The following is a 22584-nucleotide window of genomic DNA, read 5'->3' on the forward strand; positions in this document are numbered from 1 at the left end:
TTTTGAAATTAGTAACGAATAAACAGCAGCTATCCGGAACAGTTCATGTACCCAGCGACAAGTCCATTTCACATAGAAGTATCATGTTCGGTTCGATTGCTTATGGTAAAACCGTGGTAAAAAATTTTTTACGAGGGGAAGACTGTCTCAGTACAATTGAAGCATTTAGAGCATTAGGTGTGAGCATTGAAGACGATGGAGAAACTATTATTGTTCATGGCGAAGGTTTTGAAGGCTTGAAAAAACCTGCTAGGCAGATTGACGTGGGAAATTCAGGAACAACTATCCGCTTAATCAGCGGAATTTTAGCTGGCAGACCTTTTGCCTCAGAGCTTTCAGGGGATGATTCAATTGCGAAACGTCCTATGGCCAGAGTGATGAACCCGCTCAATCAAATGGGAGCAGTATGCTCAGGTCATGAAGGAACAGAATTTCCTCCGCTGACAATAAATGGATCGGAGAAACTTCAGCCTATTCATTATGATATGCCTGTTTCAAGTGCCCAAGTCAAATCAGCTGTTCTATTTGCAGCATTACAGGCTGAAGGAATGACAACTGTTGTTGAAAAAGAAAAAACAAGAGACCATACTGAGGATATGATTCGCCAATTTGGAGGAAGCATTGCAGTAAATGATAGAGAAATTCAAGTGACTGGTCCTCAAAAACTGACTGGGCAGGAAGTTACTGTACCAGGAGATATTTCCTCAGCAGCATTCTTTTTAGCAGCTGGATTAATCATACCTGGAAGTAAAATTACATTGACAAATGTCGGCTTAAATCCTACACGAACCGGAATAATTGATGTTATTAAGCAAATGGGCGGAAAGATTACAATAGAAGAAGTGAGCAGCGAAAATAATAAGGCTGGTACACTCACCGTGGAAGCAAGCGAGTTAAAAGGGATCGAGATCAGCGGTGAGATTATTCCTCGTCTAATTGATGAACTGCCGATCATTGCTTTAATGGCCACTCAAGCAGAAGGAATCACCGTTATTCGCGATGCAGAGGAACTAAAAGTGAAAGAGACAAACCGTATTGATGCGGTTGCCAACGAGCTGAATAAGCTTGGAGCGGATATTACACCAACAGATGATGGTCTGATTATACGCGGAAAAACATCATTAAACAGCGGTCGTGTAACAAGCTATGGAGACCATCGAATTGGAATGATGCTTCAGATAGCTGCATTACTGGTAGAAAATGGATCAGTTGAATTAAACAGAGCAGAGGCGATCTCTGTATCTTATCCGAATTTTTTCAATGATTTGGAAATTTTATTTAAGTAGGAGGAGAAAAAATGCAGGGAATCACTCTTATTGGGTTTATGGGAGCCGGTAAAACAACTGTAGGGAAATTATTGTCTAAGTCTACAGGAATGAACCATATAGATTTTGATGACAAAATAGTAGAAGAGATTGGAATGACGATTCAGGAATATTTCGATTTATATGGAGAGGATGCATTTCGTGAAAAGGAAACCACTGTCTTAAAAAAATATATTGATCACGGCTTTGTCATTTCTACCGGCGGAGGAATTGTTATGCGGCCGGAAAATCGGGAACTATTAAAGCAGATGAAGCCGGTTGTTTATCTGGAAACAGCTCCGGAGGTATTTATACCACGACTAAAAAATGATCATACGACAGTTCGTCCTTTGGTTGTATCTAAATCTCCAGAAGAAATAAAACAGGTGTTTGAGCCTCGAATTTCTTTCTATAAAGAATCTGCAAGTATGATTGTCAGTACCGATCAGCGAACACCGGAAGAAATTACAGAAGAAATACTAACTAGGTTAAAGCAGAGGTGAAAAAATGAATGTAGGTTATCTCGGTCCGGAAAGCTCATTTACCCATACAGCAACGAAAACAGCGTTTCCAAAAGATGCATTAATTCCATTTCGTTCAATTCCTGCATGCATCAAAGCAGTTGAATTCGGGGAAGTTGATCTGGGTGTCGTTCCAATAGAAAATACACTTGAGGGCTCAGTGAATACTACAGTGGATTATCTTTTCCATCAAAGCAGGATTCCTGTGGGCGCTGAAATTGTATTGCCGATTTTTCAACAGCTGATGGTCAGTAAAAAAAATCAGGACGACTGGCAAAGTATAACTAGGATTTTATCTCATCCGCAGGCATTGGCTCAATCTCAGGAATTTATCAATCAGTATTTTCCAGATGCACTATTAGAGCCGACACCTTCAACTGCTTATGCAGCAAACTTTGTTTCCGAACATCCAGACCAGAAGATTGCTGCCATAGCACCTAAACTTTCTGCCGAGACATACGATTTGGTTATTGTACAACAGAATATTCAGGATGTTGCAATAAACCGCACCAGATTCTGGGTAATTGGCTCTGAGCAGGTGGAACTTGAACATATTCCAGTTGAAAAGGAAAAAATGACGCTTGCTATTACAATGCCTAATAATATGCCGGGGGCACTGCATAAGGCATTATCTGTGTTTAGCTGGCGGGAAATTGACTTGAGCAAAATTGAATCGCGGCCTTTAAAAACAACGCTGGGAGAATATTTCTTTTTAATTGATGTAAATATAAATAAACCAAAAGAACTTATAGAATTTGCTTTGGAGGAAATACGCTTGTTGGGCGGTTCGGTAAAAGTATTCGGAACCTATCAAATTCATCCGATACATGGAATTTAGAAAACAGGAAGCAAGTATTCAACTAATGATAAACACAGTTGGAGCTTGCTTTCGTGTGTAACAAGAAATTAGTACAGCATCTACTTTTGATCTATTCTCATGTTCGTATTTTGCAGAAATATAATCTATTGTTCGCCAGGTATCAAAAATTATTTCTCTGATTTTAGTCATTAAAATTATTTTTATATTTCGGAATTATTTATGCAAAATTTTTACATAAGATAGTTTTTGAAGGAGATTCAAAATACTTTGCTTACAGATAACAATAGAAAAAATAAATGTTCATTTTTATCAGAGACCTTTTAAAATATCCGTTAATTTAGAAATATATGATAAAGCAACAGAAGAGCTTTACAAATACAGAAAAGTGATTTAAATTATATATTTTTCATGTTTTATTTGGAAATTCGGGAGTGTTTATTACAAATAAACAGAGATAATCTTCTTTTTAAAAAGGTTATTTTTTCTAAAAAATGACTGTTGAACAAAGACATTTACTTTAAAATAGAGTATGCTTATTCTTGACAGTAAAAATGAGGTGGATACGAAATGAGTCGAATGGACCGATTTAAGCATATACATGAAGATTCCCAAAAATCTGAAAATAAAGGAAGCTTTAATCCAAGACGAGAAAAGAATGGACGGAAAACAGAAAAACAACCAGTTGAACAGGACTATCAGGATCAGGAAACGAGATTGTACAGTGATTCGGAAGATAGTGGCAATATTCCGGGTCCCGGTAAGCCTCCCAAAGTTAAGAAACCTAAAAAGAGAAGAAAAATAAAGCTGCTGCGTTGGCTGCTCATTATGTTGATACTTTTGATTGTCCTTCCTATTGTTTTCTTTTTCAAAGGGAAACATGCTGCTGAAAATGACACATCGATTCCTCAAGAAGAAGCAGAGATATTTAATGGGGTGACGAGTTCAAATGGAGCAAATAACATTCTGATTCTAGGAAGTGATACTAGGGGAGAGGATTCAGGAAGAGCGGATACTATCATGGTTTTGCAATTGGACGGGCCATCTGGAAAGCTGAAATTGATTTCATTCATGAGAGATACATTTGTTGACATACCAGGATATGAAACAAATAAGATCAATGCTGCTTATGCATATGGCGGTGCGGAGCTTGTCAGACAAACTCTTGCACAAAATTTCGGTATTGATTGCAAATACTATGCTAAAGTAGATTTCCAAAGCTTTGAGAAGGTGATTGATTCTCTATTCCCAGGAGGAGTTGAAATTGATTCAGAAAAAGATTTAAATTTGGATGGCGTTGATATTGCGCAGGGAAATCAAAAGATGGATGGACATGTTCTGTTACAATATGCTCGTTTCAGAATGGATGAAGAAGGAGACTTCGGGCGGGTTCGGAGACAGCAGCAGGTGATGACTGCTGTCATTTCTCAACTGAAATCACCACTGGTTTTAATTCGTACACCCGAATCTGCAGGTAAGCTTATCGGATATATGGCCAATAATATTCCGATGTCATTTATTTTAAAGAACGGACCTTCACTGGCTTTGAAAGGAACAGCAGGTATTGATCGTTTAACAGTCCCTGTTGATGGTTCCTGGTGGGATGAGTACTATGATTATGCAGGGAGCGTTTTAGCGACTGATAATGAGATGAACCAGCAGGCTATACAAGCATTTTTGGCCGATTAGTATAAAAAATACAGTTTTCATCTATTTAAGAGTATGTTATATTTAATAAAGTTTAGAATTATGAAACGAGGGTTTTTATATGAAACTTGCTGTTGTAACTGATAGTACAGCTTATTTACCAGATAGAATTAAGGAACATGATGATTTGTTTGTTATCCCTATTCCAGTAATTTTAGATGGAAAAATTTACAATGAAGGGATAGATATAGAGGCAGATGAATATTACGATCTGTTAAACAGCAGCTCGGAGTTTCCAACTACTTCGCAACCAGCATTGGGAGAAGTGATTGAATTATATGAGTCTTTGGCAGCTAAGGGCTATGACACTATTCTAAGTATTCATTTATCCGCTGGAATTTCCGGCTTTGTCACTAATCTGTCTTCTGTTAAAGACAGTGTTAAAGGAATAGACATTTATCCGTATGATTCGAAAATTACAAGTATGCCCATGGGTAACATGGTAGAAACAGCATTGAATTTATCTGAGAATGGCGAGTCTATTCAGAATATTATCAATAAACTGGATATAATGAGAGATAATACTTATGTGTATTTAGTTGTTGATGACTTAAATAATCTTGTTCGAGGCGGAAGATTGACGAATGGGGTTGCTTTAATTGGCGGACTGCTTAAAATTAAACCGATTTTAACATTTGAAGATGGAAAGATTGTTCTGTTTGAAAAAATCCGTTCGATCAAAAAAGCATTTACCCGAGCAGAAAAAATAATCGGTCAACGTGCTTCTGAGATTAATCATCCTGTGAAACTGTATGTTATTCATGCGAATAATCTTGCTGTTGCAGAAGAAGAAAAACAAAAGCTTCAGGAACAGTATCCAAATGCAGAAATTGAGATTGGTCATTTTGGTCCGGTTATTGGTACACACTTAGGAGAGAAAGCAATTGGTCTGGCCATTTCTGCCTACTAATTTTTCAGAACTTATTCATTTTATTTTTTGACCGAGGCAGGTGTGCAAAAACTTTCCTCGGTTTTTACTTGAACATTTCCTGTCTAAAATCAATTGTCGGCTAAATATTTCAACAGTTGAGTAGTCTGTGATACACTGTTACAGTGTGCTCAACGGCAATCATTTATTAAAGGGGATATATTCGTGACAGGAAAAATAGAACGATTGCAGAAAGAAAAAATGCAGCAGGTTCAACTGCTCGCAGTATACTATCAGGTGGTTAACCGTTTACCTCGAGGGGATAGGCGTGATCAAATCATTCGAGAAATACTAGTTAGTAAAAATAAGATCAAACAAATAAATCAGCAGCTGCTGGCTTTTAATTGTAATAACAGAGTTTTATAAAGAGAATAAAATATATAACATTTGATTTGAGACATAATAGATCGTTCGACTTAAAGAAAAGAGATTTCCTGTTGTTATCTTGAGGTTAACACTGAGCCTATTCAGTAAAAAAACGGACTGTTTTTTCATAATCATTGCAGGTTTAAAGGAGCACAAAGGAGGGTATTCCCATTATTGATTTTTTCACAATCATTTTTATTGCATTTGTAGTAACACTGTATATTTATTTGCTCTTAGTCCGTAAAAGTATTGACATGTATGCTAAACGTTCCAACATTCCAATTATTATCGGAATTGTCCTTGGACTGGCATTTCTCGGTTTGGGAATTTTTACACCGCAGACATTAAATGACAAGCTGCTGGATATCTTTACTTCCTGTCTGTTGTTTAGTTTTATGATTGATTCTAAAGGATTGGCAGAAAATAAAATCATTGTGAATTCATTTGATAATAAAGGGATCAGCTATTCAGATCTTGAAAAGATCGTTTTATCAATAAAAGGTGAAGAGATTCGAATGAATTATTTTAGGAATGGCCGGAGAGGCTCATGTTTAGTCTTTAAAGTACCATTGGATCAGCTGTTGACATTCCTTGCAGATAAGGTTGCAAAAGATTTGGAAATAGATATCATTATTGAAGAAAATGAATAAGAAAGACAGGGCAAATTACGACTCCAGGTCAATTTGTTCTGTCTTTCTTATTATGAGCTTTTTAAATCGTTCAGGCTTGTAAGCCGGCTTGGATTCTCTTTCCAGTGATTGATTATTTTCAGTGTTTGATTCAGTTTTTTTCCATTTTGATGAGTCCATAAAATTTTCGGGATGTCTCTTAATTGAATATAAAAAGAGTACGTTGCGCTAAATCTGTTAAATTGTGTCCTGAAATCAGCATCCAAAATATCAATTTTCCGATAAATCTTTTTTTCATCACCAGTCTGAATATAAAATCGAAATTGATCAATTTCACCAATAGTAGTTGTTTGAGAAAAATAATTATTAAGAATATATCTAGTTATTTTCTTCGACAGGAAGATTATTAGAATCCCAGAGATAGCAGATAAAAATTGATCAGTGGAGCTAAAACTTAGAAATTTATTAATTGCAATCAAAACTGGCAACCAGAGTAGTAAGAATATACAGCCATCCAACAACCTTCTAAATACGACAAAATTGTTATTAATCCATTTCTTCTTTGAGAAATAGATTGGAATGGAAAAGTGAAAAAATTCTTGATGATTCATTCGAAACCTCCTTTTTTACTTTATAATAACATAAGAAAGAAATATTGTATTTATGAAATTTTATTTATATCTTTTTGATTAGCCTTTTCTTAGCAGTCAATCTCAAAATACGAAGCTCTATTTTCATAGTTTAACTTATTGCTGCTGAAAACGTTGATTCTCGAGATTTGTAACACTCATAAAAATATTTAAGTTCAGCGGATGAGCTTGATATTAACTACGCAAAATCCAGATGCCGATATTTATAAAGAAGCACGACTTCTTTTTTTAGTCGTTTTTTGTTACAATGTTCAAGATGAAAAGGATGTGAACTTGTGAAAGAATTAAGAGTTGAACAGTTGACCAAAACTTTTGGTGAAAAAACATTATTTGATCGATTATCATTTTTGATTCATGAAAAAGACAGAATTGGTTTGATTGGTATCAATGGAACTGGGAAAACAAGTTTACTCAATATTTTGGCAGGAGAGGACTCCGGCGAGGGAGATGCCAACCCCATTACTGTGATGAGGGATTACCGAATCGGTTATCTTTCACAGGCTCAGGAATTTGTTCCCGAACTAACTGTACTGGATGCGGTATTTCAAGGGAATACACCCCTTGTTCAGGCAGTCCGAGAATATGAGCGGGCACTTCTGGCATTAAACGAAAACGGCTTGGATGAAACAATTCAAAAACAGTACAGCCGAGCAGAAGAAAAAATGAATAAGGAGGATGCCTGGACTGCTGACACCAATGCAAAAATAATTCTTCAAAAGCTGGGAATTGCTACTTTGGAAAAGAGAATTGGAGAATTATCTGGTGGACAGAAAAAGAGAGTCAGTTTGGCTCAAACCTTGATTGAAGCACCTGACTTACTGCTTTTGGATGAGCCTACCAACCATTTAGATTACGAAGCGATTAACTGGCTTGAAAAATATTTGAAGAATTATTCCGGTGCGTTAGTAATGGTTACCCATGATCGTTATTTTTTGGATCGTATTGTCAATCGAATTTTTGAACTCTCACACGGAAAATTATATGAATATAAAGGAAATTATGAAGCTTATTTACGTTCGAAGGCCGAACGAGAACGTGTTGAGATAGAGCAGGAAGAAAAAAGAAAGCAGCTTTTCAAGAAGGAATTAGAATGGATGCGTGCTGGTGTACAGGCGAGAGGAACAAAACAGCAGGCACGTCAGGATCGTTTCCATGAGCTGAAAGAGAATTTGAATCAGGTACAGAGCAAAGAATCAGTTGAGCTGAATCTTGCTTCGCAACGTCTGGGTAAGAAAGTTTTGGAGATAAAAAACGGTTTTTACAGTATTGAGGGAAAACAATTGCTTCGTGATTTTTCATTACTGATTCAGTCGAATGATCGAATTGGAATTACTGGAAAGAATGGTGCCGGTAAATCAACACTGTTAAATATTCTTTCCGGCAGGCTTGAACTGGACAGCGGCTTTTACAGTATTGGCGAAACAGTTCGATTGGGCTACTATACGCAGCAAAATGAAGAAATGAATCCGGAAAAGCGCATGATTGCTTATCTTCAGGAAGCAGCAGAGGAAACCAGAACAGCCGATGGACAGACAATAGGGGTTGCTGAGCTTCTGGAACGATTTCTTTTTCCAAGATCTATGCATGGAACAGTCATTGGAAAATTATCGGGTGGTGAAAAAAGACGGTTATACCTTCTAAAATTGCTGATTAGTCAACCCAATGTTCTCCTTTTGGATGAACCGACAAATGACTTGGATATTGATACACTCACTGTTTTGGAAGATTATATTCAGGGATTTAAGGGCACTGTAATTGCTGTTTCTCATGATCGCTATTTTCTTGATAAAACGATAGATAAACTGCTAATATTTGAAGGAAATGCACAGATTTCCAGTTATTATGGCTCAATGAGCAGTTATTTAGAAAAAAAGCTCGTTGAAGAAAAAGTTGAAATTAAAAAAATAAAGTCTCCCATGATAAACGGAAAAACGGAAAAAGAAAAAAAGAAGCTGACCTATATGGAACAAAAAGAATGGGATGTTATCGAAGACGAGATTGCAGAGTTGGAGGAAAAGCAAGAGCAGATCATTGCTGAGATGAATCGATCCGGTGAAGATTTTACCCGTTTGCAGGAATTGCAGAAGGATCTTGAAAATACAGAAGAAAGACTGGAACAGAAAATTGAACGTTGGGACTATTTGAGTCAGTTTTCAGAATAAAGCAGGAGGATTTTGTATGGAAAAAGCGTATCTTGATTTAGGAAAGAAAATTTTAACAGAAGGAAATTACAAGGAAGACCGGACAGGGACAGGAACAAAAAGTATTTTTGGTTATCAAATGCGATTTGATTTATCTGAAGGATTCCCTTTACTGACAACTAAACGCGTCCCTTTCAGTTTGATTAAAAGTGAGCTGTTATGGTTTATCAACGGGGATACCAATATCCGCTATTTACTGGAGCATAATAATCATATCTGGGATGAATGGGCATTCGAACGTTATATTAAGAGTCCTGAATACAACGGCCCTGACATGACTGACTTTGGTCATCGTGTGCTGACAGATGAAGCGTTTAAAAAATCTTATGATGAGCAGCATCAGCATTTCTGTAAAAATATTCTTGAAGATTCGGCTTTTGCTGAAAAATTTGGAGAGCTTGGAAATATCTATGGAGCGCAATGGCGACATTGGGAAACAAAAGACGGCAGCTTTATTGATCAGCTCCAATCCGTTATTGAGATGATTAAAACAACACCTGATTCACGAAGATTAATTGTGTCTGCCTGGAATCCGGAAGATGTTCCTTCTATGGCTCTGCCTCCATGCCATACAATGTTTCAGTTTTATGTAAATGATGGGAAGCTAAGCTGCCAGCTCTATCAGAGAAGTGCGGATGTTTTTCTTGGTGTTCCTTTTAATATAGCCAGCTATGCATTATTGACTCATTTGATTGCTCATGAAACAGGTCTTCAAGTCGGAGACTTTGTTCATACTCTGGGAGATGCTCATTTATACAGTAATCACTTTGAACAAATGAAGGAACAGCTGTCTCGCGATATACGAGATGCACCTAAACTCCGTTTAAATACGGAAAAGAAATCTGTATTTGATTTTGAAATGGAAGATATCACTTTGGAAGGGTACAATCCCCATCCAGCGATAAAGGCACCAATTGCGGTTTAAAGTTGAAGGGAGTTAAAAAATAATGTTAGCAGCTATTTGGGCTCAGGATGAACAGGGGAATATTGGTAAAGAAAATGTCCTGCCATGGCACTTGCCAAATGATTTGAAATTTTTTAAAAAGATGACTGAGGACAATACGATTGTCATGGGAAGAAAGACATTTGAAGGAATGGGGAGCAAAGCACTGCCCAATAGAAAGACGATCATTCTGACTAGAGACAAAGAATATCAAGCTGAAAATGTTGTTGTAATGAACAGCATAGAAGAAGTTATAAACTATGCAGAAGAATTTTCAGGTATTACTTTTATTGCCGGGGGAGCAAATATTTATCAGGATTTTCTGCCTTACTGTGATGTTCTATATCGGACTGTTATTCATGGCGATTTTGATGCAGATACATCCTTTCCTTTTGTCGATTGGGAAAAATGGACGCTGATCAATTCAAGCGAAGGAGAAACAGACGAACTAAACAAGTACCCTCATGAATTCGAAACCTATCAGCGGACAGGTTCATGAATTCTGTGTATAGGAAAGGCTGGCTCCACAGTCAGCTGACGAGATAATTTTACTTTGTCCGGGTGTTGTTGCAAAAAGGAAAAACAGAACTTTACTGTTACGACAACTTTTGGAAAAGTAAAATTATTGGACGACCCCATTTCTGCAGAAGAAAGAGAAGCAGGTTCTGTTTTTTTGAAATGGCTGTAATAGCAACGACTTCTACTTGGACCAGATATCAGAATGAGGTACTTCCAAGTCTGTTAAAAGCAAATCATATATTTGTTGAGTATCATTAAAGTATTGGCTACGATATCCAAATTAGGTAAACTTAGCTATATAGACCTGTAATATTTCTCATTGGAAAACAGGATGATTGTGTTGGCTATAAAGAGATGTTTCATCTATTTGCTTCTTTTTTCCGAGCAATTTGAACAGCCCGCTCTGTTTTATAACACTTTCAGCACATGAAGCAATCATTTTGAGTAAATAGCAGAGACCCGTCAGGCCGAATTTAAAGAGCTCGACTGGTCTTTTTGTAAAAAAGATCCAAATTCCTTCGATTAAAGGAATTCAGACCCAGTAAATGGTTTAATTAAATATGATTTCTGTATAGACCAACTACTTTACCCAGTATGGAAACATTGTCCAAAAGAATGGGTTCCAAGGCATCATTTTCCGGTTGAAGACGAATATAATCTGTTTCCTTAAAGAATCTTTTACAGGTAGCTTCATCTTCATCTGTCATAGCTATGACAATATCTCCATTTGTCGCATCAGCCTGTTTTCTGACAATGACCTGATCACCATCAAGGATACCGGCATTGATCATACTTTCTCCTCGAATTGTCAGCATAAATAATGCATTTTGCTCAAATTGAAGGTCAGGAGGCAAGGGGAAGAAGTCTGACGCTTCCTCAACAGCCAGTATTGGTTCCCCGGCAGTAACAACACCCAGCATAGGAATAGTTGTAGGCTGAACCCCAATTTTTTCCAACCCCTCTGCTGTTAACTCAATTGCCCGAGGTTTGGTTGGATCTCTTAAAATCAGCCCTTTTTTTTCAAGTCTGGCTAAATGGCCATGCACTGTTGACGTAGAGGAAAGATTCACAGCTTTTCCAATTTCGCGAACGGTTGGCGGATATCCTTTTAGCTCTACTTGTTCATATATATATTTTAATACTTCTACCTGTCTTGTCTCGGTACGTTTTGCCAATATCCACACCTTCTTTCAAATTATAGTTACAGTCTAACATATTTCTCTCATGAAATCAAACAAGCGTTCGTGTAAAATCAATAGGAAAGACAGTTGTTTTTTCAAGCATGTTCTTATAAGATAAAAGGGATTGATAAAGGAGGGAAGACGATGCTTTCAAAAGAAAAGATGGAACGTATCAACGCTCTGGCACGTAAAGCCAAAGAAGGTCCGCTTACAGATTTAGAACTCAATGAGCAGAAGAAACTGCGTGAAGAATATCTGCAGACATTTCGTAAAGGAATGCGGCATCATATTGAGGGAATGAAAGTGGTAGATCCAAAAGGCAATGATGTAACACCTGAGAAGCTGAAACAGATTCAAAAAGAAAAAGGGCTGCATGACCGCAAATAATTAGAGTTAACTTTACTAAAAGTAATTGCTTTCATAAATGAATTAAGGTACAATGTGAGTAATAAAGGTAAAAAAAACCTAAATAGGAGATGATATTTTTGTTCGACAAAACTGATCAACTAGGTGTGAATACCATTCGTACGCTCAGCATCGAAGCCATTCAACAAGCAAATTCGGGACATCCAGGACTGCCTATGGGTGCAGCGCCTATGGCTTATGCGCTTTGGACCAAGCATTTAAAGGTTAACCCAAAAACCTCAACAAACTGGGCAGATCGCGACCGTTTTGTTCTTTCTGCCGGTCATGGTTCTGCCTTACTTTACAGTCTGCTTCATTTATCAGGCTATAACGTGACAATAGACGATTTAAAGAACTTCCGTCAATGGGACAGTAAAACACCAGGACATCCGGAAGTCGGTCATACGGACGGCGTGGAAGCAACAACAGGACCATTAGGTCAGGGAATTGCCATGGCTGTCGGAATGGCAATGTCTGAAGCACATTTAGCTGCTGTTTATAATAGAGACAGCTTTAATGTTGTTGATCATTATACGTATGCTCTTTGCGGTGACGGTGATTTAATGGAAGGAGTTTCTCAGGAAGCTGCTTCAATGGCCGGTCACATGAAACTGGACAAACTAATCGTTCTTTACGATTCCAATGACATCTCCTTGGATGGGCCGACTTCAAAGTCCTTTACTGAAAATGTTGGCCAGCGCTTCGAAGCCTATGGCTGGCAGCATATTCTGGTAAAGGATGGAAACGATCTGGAGGCTATTTCAAAGGCAATCGAAGACGCCAAAGCTGAGACAGGCAAACCAACCTTGATCGAAGTGAAAACAGTGATTGGATTTGGCGCACCGAAAGAAGGAACATCTGCGGTTCATGGCGCACCGCTTGGTCAGGAAGGAATCGATGCAGCAAAAGTTGTTTATGGTTGGGAATATCCAGATTTCACAGTTCCTGATGAAGTAGCAGAACGCTTTACTGAAAGAATGATTGAAGACGGCGAAAAAGCTGAAGCTGAATGGAATAAACTGTTTGAAAATTACAGCAAATCTCATCCGGATCTTGCAAAACAATTTAAAGATGCCTTTGCAGGAAAATTACCTGAAGACTGGGACAAAGAATTGCCAAGTTATGACGTTGGTTCAAGTGCAGCAAGCCGTGTGACAAGCAAAGATACGATTCAGGCTATTTCAAAAGTCGTTCCAAGCTTCTGGGGCGGCTCAGCCGATCTGTCTGCTTCCAACAATACAATGGTCGCTGGTGAGAAAGATTTTGAACAGGGGCAATATGAAGGTCGAAATATTTGGTTTGGCGTGCGCGAATTTGCGATGGCGGCAGCAATGAATGGCATTCAGCTGCACGGCGGCTCAAAAGTTTATGGCGGGACGTTCTTCGTATTTACAGATTATCTGCGTCCTGCAATTCGCTTGGCGGCTTTGCAAAAAACGCCAGTAACTTATGTGTTGACACATGACTCTGTTGCGGTAGGAGAAGACGGACCAACACATGAACCGATTGAACAGTTGGCAAGTGTCCGTTGCATGCCAGGTGTTCAGGTGATTCGTCCGGCAGACGGCAACGAAACAGTTGCGGCCTGGAAGATTGCCATGACGACAACCGACAAGCCGACGATTTTGGTGTTAAGCCGACAAAATCTCCCTGTAATTGAAGGAACAAAAGAACATGCACACGATACAGTCCAAAAAGGAGCGTATGTAATCTCTCCTCAAAAAGGGGCAACACCTGAAGGAATTTTGATTGCGACAGGCTCAGAAGTGAACCTTGCGATTGAAGCGCAACAAGAGCTTGCCAAACAAGGAAAAGATGTCTCTGTTGTATCTATGCCAAGTTTTGACTTGTTTGAAAGTCAATCTGCAGAATACAAGGAAACAGTCCTTCCAAAAGCTGTTACAAAACGTGTAGCAATCGAAGCAGCTTCTCCATTTGGGTGGGAGCGGTATATAGGAACAGAAGGAGCAACCATCACAATTGATCATTTTGGCGCTTCTGCACCAGGTGATGTAGTTCTAGAAAAATTTGGGTTCACAGTTGATAATGTGATTTCTACCTATGAAAAACTTTAGTTCATAAAGCAACCGATAAACTTCCTGTAATTAAGAAGTTTATCGGTTGCTTTTTTTTACTTGTAAATACAAATTAGTTAAAGTAATGTATTTGTCATGAAAATAAAATGAAAACGAGCAACAAATCATTTCTAAACCTTAATTATATGCTGTACATACGGAAAATATTCAAAAAAATCAATTTGAAACAAAAATTATTTTTATTACAGTAAAGTTTCAAATAGTTTAAATTTCTTTTTTTTAAAACTAGATTGTTGTTTCTTTTATAAAATACACATAAACTATTACTATGACAATCGTTAGGGAGGAAAAAAGTGAATGGAAATTTATGAAACTCGGAGCAGCAGACATATAAAAAAAGCCGACAGACAAAAGAAGAATATGAACCGTTTTGCATCCAGCATGGGTATTGCTTTACTATCCGTTCCGGTAATGAGCGGAGCCTTTGTTTTTTCTGAAGAAGCTGAAGCAACTGATTATGAACAAATTTCCTCAGTATCTCCTCAGGACTTTATTGAATCGATTGGTTACTCAGCTTCTGCTGTAGCAGGTGCAAATGATTTATATGCTTCCGTTATGATTGCACAGGCTTTGCTGGAAAGCAGCTACGGAAATTCTCAGCTGGCTTCTGCACCTAATTATAACCTATTCGGTGTGAAAGGAAGCTACAATGGTCAAACCGTTTATATGTCAACCACAGAATATCTTGAAGGACAGTGGCTTGTTACTTCAGAGCCTTTCAGAGTATACAGCTCTTATTATGAATCGTTTTTAGATCACGCAAATGTTCTCTTATCAGCGGTTTCAAGCTATGGAGATTATCATTATTCCGGTGTCTGGAAAAGTAATACAACCAGTTATTTGGACGCTACAGCAGCTTTGACTGGCGTGTATGCGACAGACCCAAGCTATGCGCAAAAACTAAATTGGCTGATTGATGCCTATGGATTGACACGTTTTGATTCAGGAAGTGATTACAGCTATTATACCGATTATTCTGCCGGAGAAGCAGTTGATTATACTGCATCAGGGCTTTCAAGCTATACGGTACAATCTGGAGATACGTTATGGGGAATCGCTGAAAGCTATGGCATTACAGTGGATCAGCTTATGTCTTTAAACGGTCTTTCCGGGGATATGATTACAGTTGGTCAAATCATTGAAGTTCGTTAATACTGATAAAGCAGAAAATACGCAGAGAAGCTGGAAAACAGCCTTTCTGCGTGTTATTTTTTGGATGTTCTGAAAGCTAGGGGTTCCAGCGAGGGAGTAAAAAAGCCTCCTAAACAGTTAAGATGAAGTTGGTTTCCCTCTAATGAACTTCTTCAGGAAAATGAAGCATTGAAACAAAGAATTAAAGAAAATAATGAAACGATAGAAGAGTATCGTAAAAAATTGAACTGGATGCATGATATAGGAAGAGGAGAAAAAGATGAAGGATTACTTTTGTTAATTGCTGTCATCGGTTTGTCTGTAGCAGCACCATTAGGATTATTACTTGCGCCAATTATTGTGAAATGAAATAAAAAAAGCAACACATTTTATAGGCTAATTAACGTTGTATGTACGTGTTGCTTTCTGATTAATTTATATTTCACATTTATTATGATTGGTGACTATCTTTTGTGGGATCAAAAATTGAAGTAAATTATATGCCGGAGTCCTAAGTGAGAACCGAAACATTCAAGTTAGAGCTATTGATTGTTGCACGAAATTTGATATTTGTTGTAGATGTTCCTGCCTTTCTTTTTAAATAGTAGGTTGCTTGTTTTGAATGGTCAATTCGCAAAGATTTACGAGTAAATGAACCAGAGATAGCAGTAACACTTGCATTTTTTGGTGAAGTAATTGAGTTATTTTTTACAATTACCTGATAGCTGGCTTTTCAAGAGTCCTTTCTTTCTGTTGAAACGGTATACGTACCATTTCCCAACACTCGAAAAAGAGAGGGCTCTTTTTCTGCTGAAAATCTGTTTTTGCGTGTTGTATAACGAATAGGTAACCGATTTTTGATCTTTTTCAGCATGAGTAACTGAGCTGTTTCCAACAATGCAAAAAAATATTGAGATGTCTAAAATTAATACTTTTTTTCATTATTATTACTCCTCATTCTTTATAATTCAACAGTACAAAAGAAGGGGGAAAAAGTAAGCACTGTTCTGTTTACAGTGTGTCAACTCATGATTGTTTTCAGTATTAACAAGAATATTTTAGATAAGAGCAATTAGATTAGGGAGTAAAATAATTTCAATGACAGCAGGGATGTGCATTCCTAAAAACAAGGCTTAAAAAGAAATCCGCATATCTTTCTCAAGTAAAGACGATAAAAACTGAAAATTTCATTATTTTTATCACGATACCGTAGTTGATTAATCTAAATTCTATTTCTTCCAACTTTTGTTGTTCAAAAATATTAATTTAAGAATGAAGTATGATATACTATTTCTTTCGAAAGGATGTGAGTAAAATGAATAAACAAAAAATAACCTATTGTGGTTCGTGTGGGAAACCAATGAAAAGACAAGAAGATTTTGGGAGTGAGCAAGATGGAGTACTATCAGGAAAATTTTGTGCCTTATGCTATCAAAATGGAACATGGACAGATCCCGACATAAGCTTCAATGAATTTTATGAAAAATCATATCAAGGATTTTTAAATTCAGACATGAAACGAATCGAGAAATTTTTCTTGAAAAGAATGTACACAAAAAAATTTGTAGCGAAATTAGAACGTTGGAGTAAATAATTTCGAACGTTTGGATTACTCTCTAATTAAAAATAATTTCAAAGATGCTGTTGGTAAAAAACTACAGTGTCTTTTTTTGTTTACTACTAGGCTTGGTGATAGAGTATCGTTATGACAAAGCGGGTAATCAGATCAAATCGCTTATGATAGGGAGCAGCCATGCAAATCACCCCTTTTCTTTTACTGTAAAAGATTTTGGGAGAAAAGAAAAGAGAAACTCCAATTTTTTTCGAAGTTTCTCTTAGGTTGACGATGTTACCTACCTGGAGTTTCTTATATTTTCAGGATCGTTTGGCCTAATTCCGAAGGAGCTGCTCCTGCGGTTACTCATTGCAAAAAGAATTTTTGCTTTTGTTCCGCCATTTATTCGCATTTAGATATAAAGAGAGTTTGGAATTTAAAATTAGTTCTGATTACCGTTTCCCCTGACGCAGCTCTTCTAAGCGTCGTTCTCTTTTTTTGTCTATTTCTTTTATTCTTGGTCGGGGAAGTATCGCTTCGTCCGCAACTTCAGATTTTTTAATATGGGTAGTTGGATTCAAATAATCAAAATTCTCCAAATAGTCAAGAACTTCTCTGACAATTGGTGTGGGAGTGGAAGCGCCGGCAGTGACTGCTATTTTTTTTACAGTCTTAAGCCATTCCGGACGGATTTCGGAAACGTCTGAAACACGATATGCCTTCACACCCGCCTGAGATTCAGAAACCTGTGCCAAGCGGTTGCTATTATTACTTTTCGGATCACCAACCACTAAAGTCAAATCACAGCCCTGAGCCTGTTCCACAACTGCTTCCTGCCTTACTTGTGTTGCCTTGCATATATCCTGATGAACACGGATAGATGGGAATTTACTTTTTATTAACTCAATCAAATCCAATACATCCCATTGACTCATCGTTGTCTGATTAGTTAAAAATAATTTTTTATCTTCAGTGAACGATAACTCATTGATATCTTCAACAGTAGACACCAGATGAACATGCTCCGGTGCGACGCCTACGGCCCCTTCTGGTTCAGGATGATTTTTTTTGCCAATATAGATAACATCGAAACCTTCATTTACCTTTTTTTCGATTAATTCATGTGTAATAGTTACATCCGGGCAGGTTGCATCAATGACAGTCAGTCCTTTTTCAGCAGCCAGCTTTTTTATTTTCGGAGAGACTCCGTGAGCCGTCAAAATCACAGTTCCTGTGTCGACTTGATCAAGAATATCTTCCCGATTTTCTCCGTCGAGTGTTTGGATACCAACACTGGCAAAGGCTTCCGTCACATGTCTGTTGTGAACAATCATTCCCAATATATAGATAGGTCTCGGAAGCGACTCATCTAGGGAGACATTCCTGGCAATTACCATTGCATCAACAACCCCATAACAGTAACCTCTTGGACTTATATTTATAATTTCCATTTACCTAGCTCCTAATTATTGTTTTCTTTACTATACACTACTTTTATTAAGGATTTATAAATTTCAGTGGACAACTATATAACTATAGCAAATTAATGGCGTGATTTCAAAAAATGCGCTATGATTAGAGAAATCTGATAATTATGAACGGGGGAAATCACATGACAAAAATTGCTAAATCTATTACACAATTAATAGGGAAAACGCCTATTGTTCGATTAAACAATATTGTTCCGACTGATGCAGCTGAAGTTTATGTGAAGCTGGAATTTTTCAATCCTGGAGGGAGCGTAAAAGATCGCATTGCGTTAAGTATGATTGAAAAAGCAGAAGCTGACGGCAAATTAACTGCAGGCGGTACGATTATTGAACCGACAAGCGGGAATACAGGTGTCGGCTTGTCAATGGTCGGCGCTGCAAAAGGCTATAAAGTAATCATTGTTATGCCGGATACAATGAGTGTGGAACGTCGCCAGTTAATGAAAGCTTACGGAGCAGAATTAATTTTGACTCCCGGTACTGAAGGAATGAAGGGCGCAATCGCCAAAGCAACTGAACTAGCTGAACAAAATGGCTATTTTATGCCTCTTCAATTTGATAATCCAGCAAATCCATCAATTCATGAAAGAACAACGGCAAAAGAAATTGAAGACGCATTTGGCAATTCCGGTGTGGATGCTTTTGTTTCCGGTATTGGTACTGGCGGGACAATTACCGGAGCCGGTCATGAATTAAAACGTGTTTATCCTTCTATAAATATTATTGCAGTTGAGCCAACTGAATCACCGGTTTTAGAAGGGGGTACCCCTGGTCCGCATAAAATTCAGGGAATTGGCGCTGGATTTATTCCTAAAGTGTTGGATACAGAAGTTTATGATGAAGTGATTGCTGTATCAAGTGATGATGCAATAAAAACTGCAAGAGCAGCAGCTTCACAGGAAGGAATTTTGGTAGGAATTTCAGCTGGTGCTGCGATAAAAGCTGCGATTGAAACCGCCCAAAAGCTTGGGAAAGGCAAAAAGGTACTTGCTGTCATTCCTGATAATGGTGAAAGATATCTGTCGACTGCTTTATATCAAACAGAAGAATAGCTGACCGCAGGCAATAAAAGAGCCTTGTGTTTCTGTTCAACCGTTTACTCGGATTTTCCAAATAGTATTGGTCTGGGAATTATTTATGTACCAGACCAATTTTTAAATGTTTTTCATTACTAATGAAACTTTTATTTAACATAAACAGGAAGAATTCCCGGTTTTACAACATTTTCAGCCAATATTTCTTGTAAAGCTTGTTTAGAAATAGTATTATTTAAGAAAAGGAGGGATTTTTCAATGGATAATGTATTGGTCAAAAATGCAATGGAAGAATTGAAAGAAGCCAATATTCGGATTACTCCCCAACGTTATGCTATTTTAGAGTACTTAATAGAAAATCATACGCACCCAACAGCGGACGAAATCTATCGGGCATTGGAGGGGCGCTTTCCTAATATGAGCGTTGCTACTGTTTATAACAACTTAAGACTTTTTACAGAAATTGGTTTTGTTCAGGAAATGAATTATGGAGATGCTTCCAGCCGATTCGACTTCGGATCAAAAAAGCATTATCACGCAATCTGCCAAAATTGTGGAAAAATAGTCGATTTTCACTATCCTGGTTTGGAAGATGTAGAGATGGCTGCCAGCAGGCTTACTGGTTTTGAAATCAATGAACATCGTTTGGAGCTATATGGCGTATGTCCGGATTGTCAAAAAATAAAGGAATAGGAGTACCTTATGATCAAAAAAATACATACTGATCGTGCACCGAAAGCAATTGGACCTTATGTACAGGGAAACATATACAATGGATTTCTATTTGCATCTGGTCAGGTACCGCTTCATCCTGATTCGGGAGAAGTTATTGGAAACACGATAGAAGAACAAACAAAACAGGTACTCAAAAATATTCAGGCTATCTTGGACGAAGCAGAAACTTCATTTGATCAAGTGATTAAGACGACTTGTTTTTTGAAAGATATGAATGATTTTGCTGCATTTAATGAGATTTATGCCACAGCATTTAACGAACACCTGCCGGCACGCTCTGCAGTTGAAGTGGCAAGACTCCCAAAAGATGTGCTAATTGAGATTGAAGTAATTGCTGCAGTACCTAATTAAGTTTGATTTCACAAGCTGAGAGAGTTGATCCTCTCAGCTTTTTTTGTTGCTATAAGGGAATCCTAGATAAATCTGTGAACAATATAGAAAATATATTATACTTTCATCTTGGATATTGTGAAAAATATTCTTTCGATTCACAAGCACAAGAATCGAATAATGATTCTCAGTTTGTTATAGTTCTAATTGTAACCTGTATTAGAGCCTTTTAGGTCCTATGCAGGAAACAAAATTTAGAAAAATTGAAAGTAGAGGGGAACCATATTATGAAAGTGGTAGTTGTAGGATGTACTCATGCTGGTACAGCGGCTGTGAAAAATATTCTGGCCCATCATCCAAATGCAGAAGTGACTGTTTATGAAAGAAATGATAATGTATCCTTCCTGTCTTGCGGAATTGCTCTGTATGTCGGAGGCGTTGTAAAGGATCCTAAGGGACTGTTTTATTCCAATCCTGAAGAATTAGCATCTCTTGGTGCAAAAGTACACATGGAACATGAGGTGGAATCTATTGATGTTGACAATAAATCTGTTGTTGCAAAAGATTTATTGTCTGGAAAAGTTGAAACTGTCTCATATGACAAATTAGTGATGACAACAGGCTCTTGGCCAATCGTTCCCCCAATTCCCGGGATTGATTCAGAAAATGTTTTACTTTGCAAAAACTACAATCAGGCAAATGTAATCATCGAACAAGCAAAAAATGCTAAGAAAATTGTTGTCGTTGGCGGCGGCTACATTGGGATTGAATTGGTTGAAGCATTTGTAGAATCCGGGAAACAAGTAACCTTAATTGACGGGTTGGATCGTATTCTAAATAAATATTTAGATAAAGCCTTCACAGATGTTCTTGAAAAGGAATTAGTTGACCGAGGAGTAACTTTAGCTTTAGGAGAAAATGTTCAGGAGTTTAAAACTGATGCTTCTGGTATTGTAACTAAAGTTGCTACACCAAGTCAGGAATTTGATGCAGATATGGTGATTATGTGTGTAGGGTTCAAACCTAATACTGTATTGCTTGACGGTAAAGTTGATATGCTTCCTAATGGTGCTCTGATTGTGGACGAGTATATGCATACAAGCAATCCAGATATTCTTGCTGCGGGTGATAGTGCAGTGGTACACTATAATCCAAGCGGAACGAATAATTATATTCCTTTAGCAACGAATGCTGTTCGCCAAGGAATGCTGGTAGGCTGCAATCTGACAGAAAATAAACTGGCTTACCGCGGTACACAAGGAACTTCCGGATTGTATTTATTCGGTTGGAAAATCGGTTCTACCGGAGTGACATTAGAAAGTGCAGAAATGAACGGACTTGAAGTTGAAGCGACATTTTTTGAAGATAATTATCGTCCGGAGTTTATGCCCACGACTGAAAACGTGATGATGGAACTGGTTTATGAGAAGGGAACGAATCGGATTGTTGGAGGTCAGTTGATGTCCAAGTATGATATTACACAATCTGCGAATACCCTATCTTTGGCTGTTCAAAATAAGATGACTGTTGAAGATTTGGCAATCTCTGATTTCTTCTTCCAGCCGCATTTTGACAGACCTTGGAACTATTTGAATCTGCTTGCTCAAGCAGCATTAAACGATATCAACAGCAAATAAAAAATGTTGATTAAAAACGGGCAGATTAGTTCAACAGTCCATGGAAATCAGTGAGAAGTCAATAGTATGATCAAGTGAATGATCTATAACTTTACAAAATCAAGTTTTAATAAGATTACAACACATACGGTTGGTACGTTATAGTGTATCACTGAGCAGAATAAAAAGAAGCGATCGACTATGAATCAATCATTTGTCATACTAAGCAAGAGGACAAGTGAGGGAGGCAGGTCGATCGCTTTTTGAGGTTTTCTACTTATTTTCGAGCAGCTCATTAGATTGAAAAAAATGCGTATACTTCTGGAACTAACCGATCCTCTTTTGCCTCTTATTTCAAGGTGTGATGGAAATTGAATGGTAGTGTTTTAGATTGTTGTACCGGATTAGATATTTATTTGAAAGAAA

General features: G+C 37.6%; 22 protein-coding genes and 1 pseudogene. 19 read left to right on the plus strand and 4 right to left on the minus strand.

What is annotated here, in order from left to right; all coding sequences use genetic code 11:
- Positions 1-2 precede the first annotated feature (2 nt).
- The 7 genes from aroA (at position 3) to LI951_RS01005 (ending at position 6293) form a co-directional block, all read left to right on the plus strand.
- On the plus strand, positions 3-1286 hold the full coding sequence (gene aroA / locus LI951_RS00975) for a 3-phosphoshikimate 1-carboxyvinyltransferase (protein WP_229440985.1): 1284 nt from the start codon (positions 3-5) through the stop codon (positions 1284-1286).
- A gap of 11 nt (positions 1287-1297) precedes the next feature.
- Entirely contained in the window at positions 1298-1807 is a 510-nt protein-coding gene (locus LI951_RS00980) for a shikimate kinase (RefSeq protein WP_229440986.1), read from the plus strand.
- 4 nt (positions 1808-1811) lie between these two features.
- Positions 1812-2663 carry a prephenate dehydratase gene (gene pheA, locus LI951_RS00985; protein WP_202069039.1) on the plus strand — a complete coding sequence of 284 codons (852 nt, stop codon included), beginning with the start codon at positions 1812-1814 and terminating at the stop codon, positions 2661-2663.
- A 549-nt stretch (positions 2664-3212) separates the two neighbouring features.
- Positions 3213-4331 carry an LCP family protein gene (locus LI951_RS00990; RefSeq protein WP_229440987.1) on the plus strand — a complete coding sequence of 373 codons (1119 nt, stop codon included), beginning with the start codon at positions 3213-3215 and terminating at the stop codon, positions 4329-4331.
- 79 nt (positions 4332-4410) lie between these two features.
- Positions 4411-5259, plus strand: coding sequence for a DegV family protein (locus LI951_RS00995; protein ID WP_229440988.1), 849 nt, complete (start codon positions 4411-4413; stop codon positions 5257-5259).
- Positions 5260-5442: 183 nt separating this feature from the next.
- Entirely contained in the window at positions 5443-5643 is a 201-nt protein-coding gene (locus LI951_RS01000) for a hypothetical protein (protein WP_202069057.1), read from the plus strand.
- 254 nt (positions 5644-5897) lie between these two features.
- Positions 5898-6293: a hypothetical protein gene (locus LI951_RS01005; RefSeq protein ID WP_229440989.1), complete on the plus strand. Its 396-nt coding sequence runs from the start codon at positions 5898-5900 to the stop codon at positions 6291-6293.
- A gap of 50 nt (positions 6294-6343) precedes the next feature.
- On the opposite strand, the gene LI951_RS01010 is transcribed toward LI951_RS01005, so the two are convergent.
- Positions 6344-6883 carry a hypothetical protein gene (locus LI951_RS01010; protein ID WP_229440990.1) on the minus strand — a complete coding sequence of 180 codons (540 nt, stop codon included), beginning with the start codon at positions 6881-6883 and terminating at the stop codon, positions 6344-6346.
- A gap of 338 nt (positions 6884-7221) precedes the next feature.
- On the opposite strand from LI951_RS01010, the gene LI951_RS01015 reads away from it, so the two are divergent.
- The 3 genes from LI951_RS01015 to LI951_RS01025 are packed head-to-tail and all read left to right on the plus strand — an operon-like array spanning position 7222 to position 10565.
- Entirely contained in the window at positions 7222-9084 is a 1863-nt protein-coding gene (locus LI951_RS01015; protein ID WP_267491688.1) for an ABC-F family ATP-binding cassette domain-containing protein, read from the plus strand.
- A gap of 16 nt (positions 9085-9100) precedes the next feature.
- Positions 9101-10048, plus strand: a complete 948-nt coding sequence (locus LI951_RS01020; protein WP_202069030.1) for a thymidylate synthase — start codon at positions 9101-9103, stop codon at positions 10046-10048.
- Between the two features lie 22 nt (positions 10049-10070).
- Positions 10071-10565, plus strand: a complete 495-nt coding sequence (locus tag LI951_RS01025; RefSeq protein ID WP_229440992.1) for a dihydrofolate reductase — start codon at positions 10071-10073, stop codon at positions 10563-10565.
- 574 nt (positions 10566-11139) lie between these two features.
- Here the strand turns inward: LI951_RS01025 and lexA are convergent.
- A complete protein-coding gene (lexA, locus tag LI951_RS01030) occupies positions 11140-11760 on the minus strand; it encodes a transcriptional repressor LexA (protein WP_229440993.1) in 621 nt (206 codons plus the stop codon).
- Positions 11761-11910: 150 nt separating this feature from the next.
- On the opposite strand from lexA, the gene LI951_RS01035 reads away from it, so the two are divergent.
- The 4 genes from LI951_RS01035 (at position 11911) to LI951_RS01050 (ending at position 15767) form a co-directional block, all read left to right on the plus strand.
- Positions 11911-12153 (plus strand): DUF896 family protein, encoded by a 243-nt coding sequence (locus tag LI951_RS01035; RefSeq protein WP_202069023.1) that lies wholly within the window; start codon positions 11911-11913, stop codon positions 12151-12153.
- A 98-nt stretch (positions 12154-12251) separates the two neighbouring features.
- Positions 12252-14246, plus strand: a complete 1995-nt coding sequence (gene tkt, locus LI951_RS01040) for a transketolase (protein WP_229440994.1) — start codon at positions 12252-12254, stop codon at positions 14244-14246.
- A 318-nt stretch (positions 14247-14564) separates the two neighbouring features.
- A complete protein-coding gene (locus tag LI951_RS01045) occupies positions 14565-15419 on the plus strand; it encodes a glucosaminidase domain-containing protein (protein ID WP_229440995.1) in 855 nt (284 codons plus the stop codon).
- A 168-nt stretch (positions 15420-15587) separates the two neighbouring features.
- Complete coding sequence (locus tag LI951_RS01050; RefSeq protein ID WP_229440996.1) at positions 15588-15767, plus strand: dioxygenase; 180 nt, start codon at positions 15588-15590, stop codon at positions 15765-15767.
- A gap of 142 nt (positions 15768-15909) precedes the next feature.
- On the opposite strand, the pseudogene LI951_RS15290 reads toward LI951_RS01050, so the two are convergent.
- Positions 15910-16119, minus strand: a pseudogene (locus tag LI951_RS15290) (DUF5626 family protein); the annotation flags it as partial.
- Positions 16120-16713: 594 nt separating this feature from the next.
- Here LI951_RS15290 and LI951_RS01055 point away from each other — a divergent pair.
- On the plus strand, positions 16714-16992 hold the full coding sequence (locus tag LI951_RS01055) for a zinc ribbon domain-containing protein (protein ID WP_229440997.1): 279 nt from the start codon (positions 16714-16716) through the stop codon (positions 16990-16992).
- A 413-nt stretch (positions 16993-17405) separates the two neighbouring features.
- Here the strand turns inward: LI951_RS01055 and LI951_RS01060 are convergent, their stop codons facing one another.
- On the minus strand, positions 17406-18404 hold the full coding sequence (locus LI951_RS01060) for a 4-hydroxy-3-methylbut-2-enyl diphosphate reductase (protein ID WP_229440998.1): 999 nt from the start codon (positions 18402-18404) through the stop codon (positions 17406-17408).
- Positions 18405-18565: 161 nt separating this feature from the next.
- Between LI951_RS01060 and cysK the strand changes: the two genes are divergently transcribed.
- The 4 genes from cysK (at position 18566) to LI951_RS01080 (ending at position 22179) form a co-directional block, all read left to right on the plus strand.
- Complete coding sequence (cysK, locus tag LI951_RS01065) at positions 18566-19495, plus strand: cysteine synthase A (RefSeq protein ID WP_202069018.1); 930 nt, start codon at positions 18566-18568, stop codon at positions 19493-19495.
- 240 nt (positions 19496-19735) lie between these two features.
- Complete coding sequence (gene perR / locus LI951_RS01070; protein ID WP_202069017.1) at positions 19736-20170, plus strand: peroxide-responsive transcriptional repressor PerR; 435 nt, start codon at positions 19736-19738, stop codon at positions 20168-20170.
- 9 nt (positions 20171-20179) lie between these two features.
- The gene (locus LI951_RS01075; protein WP_229440999.1) at positions 20180-20563 is read left to right on the plus strand and encodes a RidA family protein; all 384 of its coding nucleotides are present in this window, start codon (positions 20180-20182) and stop codon (positions 20561-20563) included.
- Positions 20564-20829: 266 nt separating this feature from the next.
- The gene (locus tag LI951_RS01080; RefSeq protein ID WP_202069011.1) at positions 20830-22179 is read left to right on the plus strand and encodes an NADH oxidase; all 1350 of its coding nucleotides are present in this window, start codon (positions 20830-20832) and stop codon (positions 22177-22179) included.
- Positions 22180-22584 lie beyond the last annotated feature (405 nt).

The sequence above is a fragment of the Enterococcus sp. BWT-B8 genome (genome assembly GCF_020567625.1).
In the GTDB taxonomy this organism is placed as follows: domain Bacteria; phylum Bacillota; class Bacilli; order Lactobacillales; family Enterococcaceae; genus Enterococcus_L.

Coding starts and splice junctions, on each gene's coding strand:
- LI951_RS00995 (WP_229440988.1), top strand. CDS start 4,411: ATGAAACTTGCTGTTGTAACTGATAGTACAGCTTATTTACCAGATAGA.
- LI951_RS01025 (WP_229440992.1), top strand. CDS start 10,071: ATGTTAGCAGCTATTTGGGCTCAGGATGAACAGGGGAATATTGGTAAA.
- LI951_RS01020 (WP_202069030.1), top strand. CDS start 9,101: ATGGAAAAAGCGTATCTTGATTTAGGAAAGAAAATTTTAACAGAAGGA.
- perR (WP_202069017.1), top strand. CDS start 19,736: ATGGATAATGTATTGGTCAAAAATGCAATGGAAGAATTGAAAGAAGCC.
- LI951_RS01055 (WP_229440997.1), top strand. CDS start 16,714: ATGAATAAACAAAAAATAACCTATTGTGGTTCGTGTGGGAAACCAATG.
- LI951_RS01075 (WP_229440999.1), top strand. CDS start 20,180: ATGATCAAAAAAATACATACTGATCGTGCACCGAAAGCAATTGGACCT.
- LI951_RS01010 (WP_229440990.1), bottom strand. CDS start 6,883: ATGAATCATCAAGAATTTTTTCACTTTTCCATTCCAATCTATTTCTCA.
- LI951_RS00990 (WP_229440987.1), top strand. CDS start 3,213: ATGAGTCGAATGGACCGATTTAAGCATATACATGAAGATTCCCAAAAA.
- LI951_RS01035 (WP_202069023.1), top strand. CDS start 11,911: ATGCTTTCAAAAGAAAAGATGGAACGTATCAACGCTCTGGCACGTAAA.
- cysK (WP_202069018.1), top strand. CDS start 18,566: ATGACAAAAATTGCTAAATCTATTACACAATTAATAGGGAAAACGCCT.
- LI951_RS01060 (WP_229440998.1), bottom strand. CDS start 18,404: ATGGAAATTATAAATATAAGTCCAAGAGGTTACTGTTATGGGGTTGTT.
- LI951_RS00980 (WP_229440986.1), top strand. CDS start 1,298: ATGCAGGGAATCACTCTTATTGGGTTTATGGGAGCCGGTAAAACAACT.
- LI951_RS01005 (WP_229440989.1), top strand. CDS start 5,898: ATGTATGCTAAACGTTCCAACATTCCAATTATTATCGGAATTGTCCTT.
- LI951_RS01045 (WP_229440995.1), top strand. CDS start 14,565: ATGGAAATTTATGAAACTCGGAGCAGCAGACATATAAAAAAAGCCGAC.
- LI951_RS01080 (WP_202069011.1), top strand. CDS start 20,830: ATGAAAGTGGTAGTTGTAGGATGTACTCATGCTGGTACAGCGGCTGTG.
- pheA (WP_202069039.1), top strand. CDS start 1,812: ATGAATGTAGGTTATCTCGGTCCGGAAAGCTCATTTACCCATACAGCA.